Genomic DNA, 14,062 nt, shown 5'->3' with positions numbered 1-14,062 from the left:
TTTAGCACAATTGAAAAAATATGGCAGGGCACTGTTGAGTTTGTCATTCGACAAAGTTGCCCGGGGAAAGCAGTTTTTCCTAAGCTGTTTTTAATGGCGGAAACAGGATTTCAGTGTAAGGTATGCCTACTGAATCTTACCGTTGAGAATACATGAAGCTGAGTAAATTACGCCTGATCTCGGGCGCCGTCTTGCTGGCGTGCGCCTGCATGGCCCAGGCAGAAATCCGTTTGAGCGATCCCTTGCCGCTGGCACCAGAAGTTACCGTCGGAAAATTGCCGAACGGCTTGACCTATTACATCAAGAAAAATGCCCGTCCCGCGCAAAAAGTGGAATTGCGCCTGGTGGTGAAAGCCGGTTCCATCCTGGAAGATGACGACCAGCAAGGCCTGGCCCACTTCACGGAACACATGGCCTTCAATGGCTCCACGCATTTCAAGCGCAATGAACTGATTTCCTATTTGCAATCGATCGGCGTGAAGTTCGGCGCCGACTTGAACGCCTACACGAGTTTCGATGAAACCGTGTACGTGCTGCCGATTCCAACGAACAAGAAGGAAAACCTGGAAAAGGGTTTTCTCGTGCTGGAAGACTGGGCGCATGGCTTGAAATTCAATCCGGCCGACATCAACAGCGAGCGCGGCATCGTGCTGGAAGAGGCGCGCCTGGGCAAGGGCGCCAGCGACCGCATGAACAAGGTGCTGTATCCGAAACTGCTGAATGGTTCGCGCTATGCGGAACGCATGCCGATCGGCAAGGAATCCGTGCTGAAAACGTTCAAGCCGGAAGCCATCAAGCGTTTCTACAAGGATTGGTACCGTCCCGACCTGATGGCCGTCGTGGTGGTCGGCGACGTGGAGCCGAAACAGGCTGAAAAACTGATCCAGCAGCATTTCGGCAAGCTGAAAAATCCGGCGAAACCGCGTCCGCGCCTGTATGCGGAAGTGCCGCAGCGGGCGCAAACGGAAGCGCTGGTGATCACTGACAAGGAAGCGCCGGACGACGCGGTCTTCATCCGCTACCCGATCCGCGCCGCGCAGGAGCCCGTCACGATTGCCGACTACCGCCGCCAGATGATCGAAAACCTGTATGGGCAGATGCTCAGCGCGCGCATGCAGGAATTGACGCAGCAGGCGAACCCGCCGTTCATCCAGGGCGGCAGCAGCATGGGCAAGCTGGTGCGCGGCTATGAATCGTTCAGCGCGTATGCCTTGCTGGGCAAGGGCGGCGTGCAGCCGGCCGTCGATGCGCTGGTGCAAGAAGATGAGCGGGCGCGCCGCTTCGGTTTCAGCCAGGATGAGCTGGACCGCGCGCGCAAGAACATGCTGCGCAATTACGAGCGCGCGTACAGCGAACGCGACAAGTCCGATTCGAGCGGTTTCGTGGCCGAGTATTCGCGCAACTTCCTGGAGCAGGAAGCCATCCCCGGCATCGCCAATGAATTGCTGTACGCGCAGGAACTCTTGCCGCAGGTAACTTTGCAGGAAATCAACGAGACGGTGGCCAGGGTGATTCCCGACCAGCAAAAGAAACTGGTGGTCTTCATGGGCGCCGAGCCGAAAGCGGGCGATGCGGCCTCGGTGGTGCCGACGCAGCAGCAATTGCTCGACGCCGTGGCGAAAGCCGAGCAGCAAACCATCGAGCCGCGCACGGAAAAAGTGCTCGCCAGCAAGCTGATGGATGGCCCGCCGGCCGGCGGCAGCATCGTCGCGGAAAAGTTGAACAGCGCCATCGGCGTGACGGAGCTGACCCTGGGCAATGGCGTGCGCGTGCTGCTCAAACCGACGGACTTCAAGAATGACCAGGTGCTGATGGGCTCGACCCGCTTCGGCGGCCAGTCGCTGTTCGGCGACGCCGACATCTACAACGCCCGCTACGCCAGCGCCGTGGTCGGCAGCATGGGTTTGAAAGACCTGGCGCCGCTGGACTTGCAAAAAGTGCTGGCCGGCAAGACGGTCAACGTGGGCGCTTCGCTGGGCGAGCTGAGCGAAGGCTTCGGCGGCTCGGCCAGCAGCGCCGACGTGGAAGCCATGCTGCAACTGGTGTATTTGTATTTCCACGACGTGCGCAAGGATGCGGGCCTGTACCAATCCTTCATCGGCAAGCAGCAGGACCTGGCGAAAAACAGCATGGCGCAGCCGGAAGCCGTGTTTTACGACGCCATCCAGCACGCCATGTTTGGCGACAACCCGCGCGTCGATGGCGTGCCGCGCGTGGCCGATTTCGACAAGGTGGGCCTGGACCGCTCGCTGGACATCTTCCGCCAGCGCTTTTCCAGCGCGCGCGACATGACCTTCATCTTCGCGGGCAGCTTCGAGCTCGACAAGATCAAGCCGCTGATCGCCAGCTACCTGGGCACCTTGCCCGTGGCCGAGGTGCCGCACGCCTACCGCGACGTGGGCATGCGTCCGGTGACGGGCGTGGTCAAGAAGGATATCTACATGGGCAGCGAGCCGAAGAGCACGATTTCCATCACCTTCAATGGCGACGTGGCGTATTCGGACGAGCAAAAGCTGACCCTGCAGGCGCTGGGCGAGGTGCTGAACCTGAAAGTCATCGAAGTGCTGCGCGAAAAGATGAGCATGATCTATGGCGGCGGCTTCGAGACGTCCATGGGCCAGCATCCGTATGGCCATTATTCCGTGGCCCTGAACTTGCCGACGGGACCGGAAAACGTGGACAAGGTGATCGCCGCCGCGTTTGCCGAAATCAACAAGATGAAGACGGACGGGCCATCCGCGGCGGACCTGGAAAAGGTCAAGCTGAACTGGATCACGCGCCAGCAGAAATCCTTGCGGGAAAATAATTACTGGATGAACCAACTGATGGGTTCGGTAACGCAGGGCCGCGATCCCGCGTACCTGCTGCGCTACGAGCAGCGCGTGCGGGCTCTCACGCCGCAAGCCGTCAAACTGGCGGCGCAGCGCTACCTGGACATGCACAATTATGTACAGGTAGTCCTGTATCCGGAACGCAAGAACGTTGCAGCCAAGTAAGCTTCATTGTTGAACTGCGGGAGCGGCAAGGTGGCGAAGCTGTTAAACTGCCGCTGATGGATGTGATCGCAATTTAACAAGCAAGGACTGTACGATGGCTAAGAAAGAAGAACTCGATCCGGAAACCCTGGAATTGATCAACTGGTGTATCGAGGTCGAAGGCTTCCTCGTGGCCGGCGGCGCCACCGTGGCGCAGGCGCAAGACCATATCGAAGAGCAGGTCGAGTGGTTCACCGACCAGTTCTACGACGGCTTGACGCCGGAAGAGGCGGCCAAGGAAGCCTTGGCCTGACCTGTCAGTCAGACTTCAGCAAGACATATGCGGGCGGTGCCTGCCGGGCATCAGCCTGGTAGCGCCGCCCGCTTTGCTTTTCTGAAAAGATTTCCACATGGAAATTGTTTATAATTCCACATTTTATTCTTTACCCAGGCTCCCATGACTCTCCGTTCGCGCATTCTCCTCCTGTGTTTCAGTACCTTGCTGGGCATCGTCCTCATCGCTTCCTTCTCCCTGTATTCGCTGCGCCAGACCATGATGGCGGAAAGGGTCGAGCAATTGACGGTGCTGGTGGAATTGGCCAATGCCTCGGTGGAAAAAGCGTATGCGCTGGAACAGTCGGGCAAGCTCACGCGTGAGCAGGCCCAGCAGCAGGCCAAGCTGGCCATCGGCAGCTTCGTCAAGGACGAAATGTATTATTTCGTGCGCGATTTCAGCACGGACTTGCTGTACGTCCACCCCAATCCTGCGCGCATCGGCACGCCGCAAAAGAACATGAAACAGTCGGGCGACCGCTACCGCGTGGCCCTGGCCACCAGCCGCATCGGCCTGGTGCAGGCGGATGGCACGCGTCCCGGCGTGAAGGATCCGGTGGCAAAAATGTATGCCGTGGTGAAATTTGCGCCATGGGATTGGCTGATCGGCACGGGCACGTATATCGATGACATCAACCACAAGTTCTGGGCCCAGGCGGGCGTGCTGCTGGCCATCGGCGGCGCGCTGATGCTGGTGGTGGGCGCCCTGGCGGCCCTGATGCTGCGCCGCATCCTGGGCCAGCTCGGTGGCGAACCCGACTATGCAGCGGCCATCGTGGCGCAAATCGCCCAGGGCGACTTGACGACGCAGATCGATACGCGTCCCGGCGATACATCCAGTCTGTTGATGGCGATCAAGGCCATGCGCGATAACCTGGCGCACCTGGTGAGCCAGGTGCGCAACGATGCGGAATCCATTTCCACGGCATCGGGCGAGATCGCTTCCGGCAACCACGACCTGTCGGCGCGCACGGAGCAGCAGGCGGGCTCGCTGGAAGAAACGGCGTCGACCATGGAAGAAATGACCTCGACCGTGCGCCAGAATGCGGACAATGCGCGCCAGGCCAACCAGCTGGCCATTTCTGCCTCGCAAGTGGCGAGCCAGGCGGGCGGCGTGGTGAGCCAGGTGGTCGACACCATGGGCGCCATCAATGCCTCGTCGAAGAAGATCGGCGACATCATCGCCGTCATCGACGGCATCGCTTTCCAGACGAATATCCTGGCCCTGAATGCGGCCGTGGAAGCGGCGCGCGCGGGCGAGCAGGGCCGTGGCTTCGCCGTCGTCGCCAGCGAGGTGCGCAACCTGGCGCAGCGCTCGGCCGCCGCCGCCAAGGAAATCAAGCAATTGATCGACAGTTCCGCCGAGCAAGTGGGCGCCGGTGAAAAACTGGTGGCGCTGGCGGGCGAGACGATGGAAAAAGTCGTTTCCAGCGTGCAGCATGTGACCGATATCGTGGCCGAGATTTCCTCGGCCAGCGCCGAGCAAAGCGCCGGCATCGAACAGATCAACCAGGCCATCGTCGAGATGGACAACATGACGCAGCAAAACTCGGCCCTCGTCGAGCAGGCGTCGGCGGCGGCGCAAGCGATGAACGAGCAGGCGGCGGGGCTGGCGCAGATCGTCAGCGTGTTCAAGGTGGGCGCAGCGGCGCCGGCGGCGGCAGCACTACAGCGCAGCGTGCCTGCGGCGCGGCGCCTGACGCGCTAAGCGCTTTTTTCTGTCATTGGGGAACTTAACCCCGGCTCACCTGTCCAACTTTCTTCGTCCGCAAGGGATGCACAGAAGAGGTGAGCATGACAGACGGTTTTTCGTATCACGCGGCGTTCGCCCGCAACCTGGGCTGGGTCACGCAAGCGGAGCAGGACAGCTTGCGCGGCAAGCGCGTGGCCATCGCCGGCATGGGCGGCGTGGGCGGCGTGCACTTGCTGACCCTGGCCCGGCTGGGCATCGGCGCCTTTCACATCGCCGATTTCGACACCTTCGATATCGCCAATTTCAACCGCCAGGCCGGCGCCATGGTGTCCACCCTGGGCCAGCCCAAGGTGGCGGTCTTGGCGCAGATGGCGCGCGATATCAATCCCGAACTTGATATTAAACAATTTCCAGACGGCATACACGACAGCAACCTGGCCGAGTTCTTCGCCGGTGTCGAGCTGTATGTGGACGGCCTGGATTTCTTCGCCTTCCCCGCGCGCCAGGCCACCTTTGCCACTTGCGCCCGCCTGGGCATCCCCGCCATCACGGCCGCGCCGCTGGGCATGGGCACGGCCGTGCTCAGCTTCCTGCCGGGCGGCATGACGTTCGAAGAGTATTTTGGCTGGGGCGACTTGCCCGAGGAAGAAAAAGCCCTGCGCTTTCTCGTCGGGCTGGCGCCGGCCGGCTTGCATGCTCGCTACCTGGTCGACCCGTCGGCCATCAACCTGAAGGAGCGGCGCGGGCCGTCGACCATCATGGGTTGCCAGCTGTGCGCGGGCGCGGCCGCCACGGAAGCCTTGAAGATCCTGTTAAAGCGGGGCAAGGTGATGGCGGCGCCGCACGGCATGCATTTCGACGCCTACCGCAACAAGCTCGTGCATACCTGGCGTCCCGGCGGCCACCGTCATCCGCTGCAGCGCCTGACGATGGCCATCATCCAGCGGCGCCGCTCCGCGCAGGGGGCATAAATGGCGCAAGCACCGCAAATCGATCCCGTGCTGGAAAACATCCTCGAGCAGGCGCGCTGGGCGCCCAGCGGCGACAATACGCAGCCGTGGCGCTTTGAAGTCGTGGCGCCGCGCCATGTCGTCGTGCACGGTTTCGATACGCGCAGCCACTGCGTGTACGACCTCGACGGCCATCCCAGTCAGCTGTCGCTGGGCGCCTTGCTCGAAAGCATGGCTCTGGCGGCCAGCAGCCACGGCTTGCGCATGGAAGCGCGCCGGCGCCTGTCCATGCCCGACACCCTGCCCACCTTCGATGTGCGCCTGGTCGACAGCCCCGGCATGCCGCCCGATCCGCTGGCGGCCTATTTGCCGCAGCGCAGCGTGCAGCGGCGCCGGCTCAGCACGCGCAGCTTGCGCGCCAGCGAAAAGGCGGCGCTGGCGGCCAGCTTGCCGCCCGGCTACGGCGTGCAGTGGTTCGAAGGCAGGCGCGCGCGCCTGGCCTGCGCGCGTCTGATGTTCGACAATGCGAAGCTGCGCCTGACCATGCCCGAAGCGCACAAGGTGCACCGCGACGTGATCGAGTGGGGCGTGCGCTACAGCACCGACCGCATCCCGGAGCAGGCGCTGGGCGTCGACGCGATGACGGCGCGTTTGATGCGCTGGGTCATGCACAGCTGGCGCCGCGTGGAGTTCTTCAATACCTGGCTGGCGGGCACCGTCGCGCCGCGCCTGCAGATGGACTTGCTGCCGGGCCTGTATTGCGCCGCCCATTTCGTGCTGCTGGCCGATGCCTCGCCGCGCCACATCGACGATTACGTGGCGGCCGGGCGCGCCATGCAACGCTTCTGGCTGACGGCCACGCAACTGGGCTTGCAATTGCAGCCGGAACTGACGCCGCTGATCTTTGCCCGCTATGTGCGCGAACGGCGCGCCTTTTCGCGCACCGATGGCCTGCAGGAGCTGGCGCAGGAGCTGGCCGTGCGCTGCCAGGCCGTGCTGGGGCCGGCCGCGTTGGATCGGGCCGTGTTTCTCGGGCGCATAGGCGCCGGCCCGGCGGCCAGTGCGCGCTCGCTGCGCCGTCCGCTGCAAGACTTGCTGGTGGCGCCAACGGCGGGGCAGTGAAGCGCGCGTGGCGCCCCGTCAGCGCCGCCGCCGGGGCGCCAGGACGGCCAGCGCCAGCAAGCCGGCCGCCAGTAACGGCAAGGTGCCCGGCAGCGCCATGGGCGTGACGCCTGGCACATAGGCCAGTTCGGAACTGTTCAGCATATTCAACACCAGCGTGTAGCTGCCGGCCGCCAGCCTGTCCGTGACGGCGCCGTACTGCCCGCCGCACGCCGTGCCGACGCCCGTGCCCGTGGGCGCGCCGCAGCCGCTGGGATCGTAGGTGAACACGCTGCCGCTGGTGAGCGGCGTTTGCGCGTAGCCCGTATTGAGGCTGGCCGCATCGGCCAGTTCGGTGCCGCCCAGGATGCCGGAGCCGAGCTTGCCGTCGGGTGCCCAGCTGAAGACGATCTGGCCATGTTCATCGATGATGCTGAACGTCATCGCCATATTCGTCGTGGCCGCCGAGCCCGTGCCGGCCAGCGCATCCAGGTACAGCTGCATGAAGGGCAGGGCCTGGAAGTCGAAGGCCAGGGTCGCGCCCGGCTGGCCGACGACGAAATTGACGGTCATCGCGGTGCTGGAACCGTTGCGCCCCGAGGCGTCCGCGCTGCCGCCGCCCGTCAGGAAGGTTTCCGCCGCGTTCACGGTATGCGTGCTGGTCGAGCCCGGTGGGAAGGGGGGGATTTGCGAGGCGACGATTTGCGCCTCGCCGCGCGCATACGAAGCGTTGCCCATGCCTTGCGGGGTAAAGTCGTTTTCTCCCTTGCTGACGGCGCCGCGTTTCGCCTGCGGCGCGTCGATCTCGTTGCTGCCTCCATTGATGACGCTGCTGCCATTGAGCGTGGCGGTGGTGCGCGACAGGTCGATGTTGCTGAGCAGGGTGACGGAGCCGGAGGGATTGCTGATGACCAGGCCAAAGACGCTGGTGTACGAATAGCCGTAGGCGGCGGCGCCGGCAGTGCCGCTGCTGGCCAGCAATAGCAAGCTCAGCAGGAGCATGGGCAATCGGGTACAAGAAAATGTAGTCATGAAAATCCTCATCTCCTGGTCGGCTGGGCTGTAAGGAAAACCGACAGGCTTGCCACATGAAAAAGGCGAGGAAACTCCCTCGCCTGTGCATCCCCCTGTTGCCTGGTTCAGGCGCTGACTTTGCGGCGGCTGGCATAGCCCAGGCCTGCCAGTCCCAGGCCCAGCAGCGCCAGGGTGCCCGGTTCCGGCGCCTGCTTGACCAGGTCCACGCTCTCCACCGCATTCAAGGTCAAGGTGTAGTTGCCGGCCGCGAGGGCATTACTGACGGCGTTGAAGTTGCCGCCGCAAGTCGTGCCCACGCCGGTGCCGCTAGGCGTGCCGCAACCGGTGGGGTTATACGTAAACATGTTGCCGCGCGTCAGGAAGTTGGTCGCCAGGCCGGTGTTCAGGTTGGCCGCATCGGCGTTCTCCGTGCCACCGAAGATGCCGGAGCCGACGACGCCATCGGGCGTCCAGTTGAAGACGGTCGCGCCGGTCGAGTTGGTGATGGTGATGGTCATCACCAGGTTGGCCGTCGCGGTGGACAGTTGTCCCACTGTGCTTTGCAGGAAGACTTGCATGAATGGCGAGGAGAAGAAGTCAAAGCTCAGCGTTGCCGTGGGCGAACCGACGACGAAGTTGACGGAGAAGCCCGTGGTCGAGCCGTTGCGGCCGGACGCGTCTGCCGTGCCAGCTGGGCCGGCCAGGTGGGCCTCGGCCACGTTTACCGCCTGCGTGGAGGTGGAGCCGGGCGGGAACGAGGGAAACTGCGTGCTGACGATCTGCGCATCGCCGCGCGAGTAGTTGCCCGAGGCGCCCTGTTGCGTGAAATTGTTTTCCCCTTTGGTCACGGCACCGATGGCGGCGCGGGGCGAGTCGAGCAGGCCGGGGCCGCCATTGATGACGCTGACGCCATTCAGGGTGGCCGTGGCGCGCGAGATCGTGGTGCTGTTCAGGGCGGTGATCGAGCCCGTGGCGGCGACGATCTGCAAGCCGAAGATGTTGTTGTAGGCGTAGCCGTAGGCGCCCGCCTGTGCGCTACCGGCGGCGCACAACATGGCCAGTGCGGCCGCGGCCGGAAGCAGTTTCAGTTTCGAGAGTTTCATTGTATTCACCTCGTGGTTAAGTGAGTCTGGAAGTGTTGCCTGAGTCCTGTCTGCAGGTGCTCATGGCCAGACTTAAGCGACTTCCATGCCAACGCATGAGGTTCTTTTGAAATCAAGGACTTGGCGTGCTTTTGTTGACGTGCTGCAGGTGTTGCCGGACTCTCTGTAAGAAAAGCCGACGCCGCCCGTCAAGGCTGGCCGCCTTGCGGTGCAGGATCCAGCAGGGCGTGCATATGGGGCAGCAAGCGTTGCCCTGGCACATAGTCGCGCATGGCCGTGGCCAGCTGGCGCGCCGCCAGCCTGGCCCGGCTATCGTCGAGCAAGCGCGTGGCGGCATGGCGCAGGGCGGTTTCCTGGAAGCGGTCGGCGCGCAGCAGCAGGCCGGCGCCGGTCCCCGCGATGCCGTGCATGTTGAGGAACTGGTCGAGGTTGCCGGCGATGCCGATGACGGGCACGCCTGCCGTCAGCGCCTGCTGGCTGGTGGGGCTGCCGCCGTTGCAGATCACCAGGCTGGCGCGCCGGGCCGCCGCGTCGCCCGGCAAGAAGGGCGCGACGTGGGCATTCGGCGGCACGGCATCGACGCGGCCGGTGCCGGCCGTGGCCGCCAATACGGTGACGGGCAGGGGCGCCAGTGCGTGCAGCACGCGCGGCAGCAATTGCCCCTGGCCGGAACTGCCCAGGGTGACGTAGATGATGGGCCGTCCACTGCTCAGTTCCGGGCGCTGCCACCAGTCCGGCAAGTCGAGCGGCGGCGCCCAGATGATGGGGCCCAGGTAGTCGTGCGTGGACGGCATGGCGTGCGGCGGAAACAGTTGCGGAATATCCGCGTACAAGGTGCGGTCCGCATCCGTATAGATGCGCCGCAGGTCGCTGCCCAGCGACGGCAGGCCATGGCGGCGGCGCACGCGGTTCAGCGGCACGGCATGCGAGGCGAAGGCCAGCGGGCGGATCAGGCGGAACAGGGGGGCTGCCAGCCAGATGGGCAGCAGGCTGGTCAGGGGCAGGCTGGGCACCGTGTAGTGCTGGCGCACGTACGGACTCCAGTAGGCATTGCTGACGGTGAGGTAGGGAATGCGCTGCAGGCGCGCGCTGACGGACAGCGACAGGCGGAAGTCGCCGATCACGAGATCGGGCTGGACGGTATTGAGCAGGCGCAAGTCGTCTTCCACATATGCGTGCAGGGTGCTTTCCGTGTAGACGGGCTTGCCGTGCGCCAAGGCTTGCAGGAATTGCAGCGATGAAATACTGTCGATGCGCCAGCGGCGAAAGGGCGTTTGCTTGAAGCAAAAGTCATAGCCATCGGCGCAGGCAAAATGCACCTCATATTTGTCCTCGTCGAGTCCCTGGGCCAGGCTCAGGGGGCGGCCGACATGGGCCAGGGTCACTGCCTCGGCCATAAAGAGGATTTTCTTGCGCGCCATGGGGATCGCTTGTACTCGCAGGAGAGAGACCTGCCAGGTTGGAGTGGCGCTGCGCCGTTTAGTTCCCGCAGCGGCTTGCCACTGGCGGGCGCCAGGATTTGGCCGCATCGGCTAGAGTGGGGCAAAGGAGGTCACATGCAAACCCAATTCCGTCCTGCCCTGTTGCGTGCGCACAGCACGCCCGAACCCGATATGCCGCCACCGCCGGAAGGCGATCCCGTCACGCCGCCGCCGGAAACGCCGCCCCATATCGAGCCCGTGCCCGTCGAGGAGCCGACGCCGCCGCCACCGCCCGTGAAAATGCAGTGACGGGGTGCGGTGCGCCGCCGGCATGGCGGCGGCGGGGAGGGGCGCGCCGCGTTTATTTCCGATCGGAAATGGATTGCGCGGTGGCCGCCAGCGCCACGCCATTTAAACAACAAAAACGCCAATAAATGTTGCCGAGTGGATACAAATCAAGCTCTAACTGTCGAGTGTCATGCGGCCGTCACGATTCTGTTCTTATAATGAGACATCATAAAAATTCTTGTACAGGAGACCATCGTGGGCAATTCCTTGCATAACAAAATTTACCTGGGCCGGCGCCCTGTGATCACCAGCAAAAACCTCGTGGCGCTGGCCCTGGCGGGCGCCGTGGCCGGTTGCGGCCTGGCATGGCTGCTGCTGCGCAGCTACAAATAACGGTCGTCACGCCCGTGTTTCCGCCGCCTGGCCGCCTGGCGGGCGGCGGTAGATTCACGTTGCCTGTTGCCGATGCGCAGCGGGGCGCGTACCATGGGGGCCGAACACCTGGCCTTTTATGGAAAAGTAATGAAGAACGAGAAATTAACGACCGATGAATATGACGCGCTGGAGCAAGTTGCACGCGGCATCAAGACCGAGCGCCCCAGCGCTTGCGTTGCCCGCAATGCCAAGCGCCTGTCCGGCCTGAAGCTGCTCAGCTATGCACGCGATGGCCGTTTGTCCATCACCGAGAAAGCACAACAACTGCTGTTCCTGCGCCGCTGCATCATGGGGCTGCGCGCCGTCGCCACCGATCCGCTGACCAAGCTGGACTCGGACGTGGCTTATTTCCTGGGCAAGAAAGCCCACATCGTGGCGCGCGCCGAAGGCGAGGGCCACGACATTTCCGACAAGGGCCGCGACTCGCTGGCCGACATCGATACCCTGGGCCTTTAAGTCCCGCTACCGGCCCCTGGGGCCGGTTTTCACATCTTCCCTCACTTTTAATTTCCCCCTTTGGAGAACACTTTGGACAGCGCGATGAACTGGTCGGCCCACGAACTGACGATGACGGTCTTGATGACGCCCGATATGGCCAATTTTTCCGGTAACGTGCACGGCGGCACCATCCTGAAATACCTCGACAGCGTTGCCTATGCCTGCGCCAGCCGCTATTCGGGCAGCTACGTGGTCACCCTGTCGGTGGACCAGGTGATGTTCCTGCAGCCTATCCACGTGGGCGAACTGGTGACGTTCCTGGCCTCGATCAATTACACGGGCACGACGTCGATGGAAGTGGGTATCCGCGTGGTGACGGAAAACATCCAGCAGCGCCTGGTGCGCCACGCCAACAGCTGCTATTTCACGATGGTGGCCGTGGATGCGAACCGCAAGCCCGTGGCCGTGCCGCCGCTGGCGCTGGAGACGCCGGAACAGCAGGTGCGCTTCGAGCAGGCCAAGCTGCGCAAGCTGTCGCGCCAGAAAGTGTCGAAGAAATAAAGCGTTGCGGGCATAAAAAAACGGCCACCAGAGCGATCTGGTGGCCGTTTTTCATTGCATGCCTAGAGGCAATGGCAAACCGTGATTAACGGTCGCCGTAGCTGCGGCGTGCGCCGTCGGTGCTGCGCGGGTTGGAACCCTTGTAGCCGCCGCCGGTGCTTGGTGCGCCGTCTTTACGCGGTGCGCCTGGCTTGCTGAACGTGCGTTGGCCTGGCTTCGCGCCGCCACGGTTGTCGCCTGGTTTCCAACCGCCTGGACGGGCGCTCGAACGTGGTGCCGATGCCGTTTTCTTTGGCTCGAAACCTTCGATGACATTGACCGGGATCAATTGCTTGGTGAAGCGTTCGATGCGCTTGACGTTCATGCCTTCAGCGTGGTTCACCAGCGAGATGGCCAGGCCGTTGCGGCCAGCGCGGCCGGTACGGCCGATGCGGTGGACGTAGTCTTCCGGGAACTTCGGCAGATCGTAGTTGAACACGTGGGTGATCGTTGGCACGTCGATACCGCGGGCGGCAACGTCGGTGGCAACCAGCACTTTGACCTGGCCGCGGCGCATGCCGTCCAGGGTGCGGTTGCGCGCGCCCTGATGCATGTCGCCGTGCAAGGCGGCAGCCGAGAAACCGGCGATGTTCAGACGGTCGGCGATGGTGTCGGCGTCACGCTTGGTGGCGGTGAACACAACAGCCTGGTCCAAGGTTTCGTCGCGCAGCAGGTGGTCCAGCAGGCGATTCTTGTGCGACAGGTCGTCGACGAAGTGGACGCGCTGCGTGATGTTTTCATGCTTGTTGCTCGAGCTTGCCACCTGGATGACCAGCGGGTTTTTCGTGATGCGGCGGGCCATGTTGCCGACCACGCCATCCAGCGTTGCCGAGAACAGCATGGTTTGACGGCCTTCCGGCGTCGCTTCGACGATCTTTTCGATGTCGTCGATGAAACCCATGTCCAGCATGCGGTCGGCTTCGTCCAGCACCAGGATTTCCAGTTGCGAGAAGTCGATCTTGCCCGAGTCCATGTGGTCGATCAAACGGCCAGGGGTCGCGACCAGAATCTCAGGATTCTTGGCCAGCAATTGCATCTGTTTAGGGTAAGGCATGCCGCCCAGGATCGACACAGCCTTGATGCGACGGATGCCGGTGCTGTACTTGTCGGTGTTGGTCGTTACTTGCAGGGCCAGTTCGCGCGTTGGCGTCAGCACCAGCATTTTTGGCTGGGCAGCCTTGAAGCGTGGACGCTCGCCGCGGGCGCGCGATGCTTGCATTTCCTGGTTTGGCGTCTTGCCGGCGGCGCTTTGTTCGGCGCTGGCCAGTTTGTGCAGCGACGGCAGCATGAATGCTGCGGTCTTGCCCGAACCGGTCTGCGACGAGACCAGCAGGTCACGGCCTTCGATCGCGGCTGGAATCGCTTGCGACTGTACCGCGGTTGGCGCGGTGTAGCCCGATTCGGTCAGAGCGGCGAGGATGGACGGATGCAGGCCTAAGGATTCAAATGTCATTCTTTTTCTTTCGTGAAAATCAGCGTTCTTGCAAAAAGCAGAACGCAAAATAGCAACGCCAACCAAAACGAAATGACTCAACTAGAAAGAAATTTCGGCACAAAAGCTTTGCGCCGGGACGGTGTCAGGTGCGACACACAAGGCGGGAGGGCTTTATTAAGCGGCATCCTGTGGATGCGCTAAGGCTTGCGAAGCTGCTAAGTTTGTAGTGCATGTAACTGCGGTGTTGCCATCGCTTCAAGGAAACATATTGCAGCG

Annotated in this window: 13 protein-coding genes; 9 read left to right on the top strand and 4 right to left on the bottom strand. The window is 62.9% G+C overall.

Annotated elements, in window-relative coordinates; translation table 11 throughout:
- The first annotated feature begins 152 nt into the window (after positions 1-152).
- The 5 genes from O3298_RS00625 to O3298_RS00605 all read left to right on the top strand — a co-directional run bounded on the left by O3298_RS00625 (position 153) and on the right by O3298_RS00605 (position 7,073).
- On the top strand, positions 153-2,996 hold the full coding sequence (locus O3298_RS00625) for a pitrilysin family protein (protein ID WP_305058273.1): 2,844 nt from the start codon (positions 153-155) through the stop codon (positions 2,994-2,996).
- Between the two features lie 94 nt (positions 2,997-3,090).
- Positions 3,091-3,288 (top strand): hypothetical protein, encoded by a 198-nt coding sequence (locus O3298_RS00620; RefSeq protein ID WP_010399555.1) that lies wholly within the window; start codon positions 3,091-3,093, stop codon positions 3,286-3,288.
- Between the two features lie 144 nt (positions 3,289-3,432).
- On the top strand, positions 3,433-5,016 hold the full coding sequence (locus O3298_RS00615) for a methyl-accepting chemotaxis protein (protein WP_099667245.1): 1,584 nt from the start codon (positions 3,433-3,435) through the stop codon (positions 5,014-5,016).
- 86 nt (positions 5,017-5,102) lie between these two features.
- Complete coding sequence (locus O3298_RS00610) at positions 5,103-5,972, top strand: ThiF family adenylyltransferase (RefSeq protein WP_289910738.1); 870 nt, start codon at positions 5,103-5,105, stop codon at positions 5,970-5,972.
- Positions 5,973-7,073, top strand: a complete 1,101-nt coding sequence (locus tag O3298_RS00605) for a nitroreductase family protein (RefSeq protein ID WP_289910736.1) — start codon at positions 5,973-5,975, stop codon at positions 7,071-7,073.
- Positions 7,074-7,091: 18 nt separating this feature from the next.
- Here the strand turns inward: O3298_RS00605 and O3298_RS00600 are convergent, their stop codons facing one another.
- The 3 genes from O3298_RS00600 to O3298_RS00590 all read right to left on the bottom strand — a co-directional run bounded on the left by O3298_RS00600 (position 7,092) and on the right by O3298_RS00590 (position 10,590).
- Positions 7,092-8,084: an EDSAP-1 family PEP-CTERM protein gene (locus tag O3298_RS00600; protein WP_305058272.1), complete on the bottom strand. Its 993-nt coding sequence runs from the start codon at positions 8,082-8,084 to the stop codon at positions 7,092-7,094.
- 107 nt (positions 8,085-8,191) lie between these two features.
- Positions 8,192-9,169 (bottom strand): EDSAP-1 family PEP-CTERM protein, encoded by a 978-nt coding sequence (locus tag O3298_RS00595; protein ID WP_305058271.1) that lies wholly within the window; start codon positions 9,167-9,169, stop codon positions 8,192-8,194.
- A 188-nt stretch (positions 9,170-9,357) separates the two neighbouring features.
- Positions 9,358-10,590 carry a glycosyltransferase gene (locus O3298_RS00590; RefSeq protein WP_305058270.1) on the bottom strand — a complete coding sequence of 411 codons (1,233 nt, stop codon included), beginning with the start codon at positions 10,588-10,590 and terminating at the stop codon, positions 9,358-9,360.
- Between the two features lie 135 nt (positions 10,591-10,725).
- Between O3298_RS00590 and O3298_RS00585 the strand changes: the two genes are divergently transcribed.
- The 4 genes from O3298_RS00585 (at position 10,726) to O3298_RS00570 (ending at position 12,312) form a co-directional block, all read left to right on the top strand.
- On the top strand, positions 10,726-10,899 hold the full coding sequence (locus tag O3298_RS00585; RefSeq protein WP_162835752.1) for a hypothetical protein: 174 nt from the start codon (positions 10,726-10,728) through the stop codon (positions 10,897-10,899).
- Between the two features lie 234 nt (positions 10,900-11,133).
- Positions 11,134-11,271, top strand: a complete 138-nt coding sequence (locus tag O3298_RS00580; RefSeq protein ID WP_180979422.1) for a hypothetical protein — start codon at positions 11,134-11,136, stop codon at positions 11,269-11,271.
- Between the two features lie 129 nt (positions 11,272-11,400).
- Complete coding sequence (locus O3298_RS00575) at positions 11,401-11,769, top strand: hypothetical protein (RefSeq protein ID WP_099667251.1); 369 nt, start codon at positions 11,401-11,403, stop codon at positions 11,767-11,769.
- A gap of 84 nt (positions 11,770-11,853) precedes the next feature.
- Positions 11,854-12,312 (top strand): acyl-CoA thioesterase, encoded by a 459-nt coding sequence (locus O3298_RS00570; RefSeq protein ID WP_071326331.1) that lies wholly within the window; start codon positions 11,854-11,856, stop codon positions 12,310-12,312.
- An 85-nt stretch (positions 12,313-12,397) separates the two neighbouring features.
- On the opposite strand, the gene O3298_RS00565 is transcribed toward O3298_RS00570, so the two are convergent.
- The gene (locus O3298_RS00565; RefSeq protein WP_071322891.1) at positions 12,398-13,804 is read right to left on the bottom strand and encodes a DEAD/DEAH box helicase; all 1,407 of its coding nucleotides are present in this window, start codon (positions 13,802-13,804) and stop codon (positions 12,398-12,400) included.
- Positions 13,805-14,062: the final 258 nt, after the last annotated feature.

It is taken from the genome of Janthinobacterium sp. SUN137 (assembly GCF_030587265.1).
In the GTDB taxonomy this organism is placed as follows: Bacteria; Pseudomonadota; Gammaproteobacteria; order Burkholderiales; family Burkholderiaceae_D; genus Janthinobacterium; species Janthinobacterium kumbetense.
Note: the sequence above shows the minus strand (reverse complement) of the source record. Positions and strands in the feature narration are given on the sequence as shown.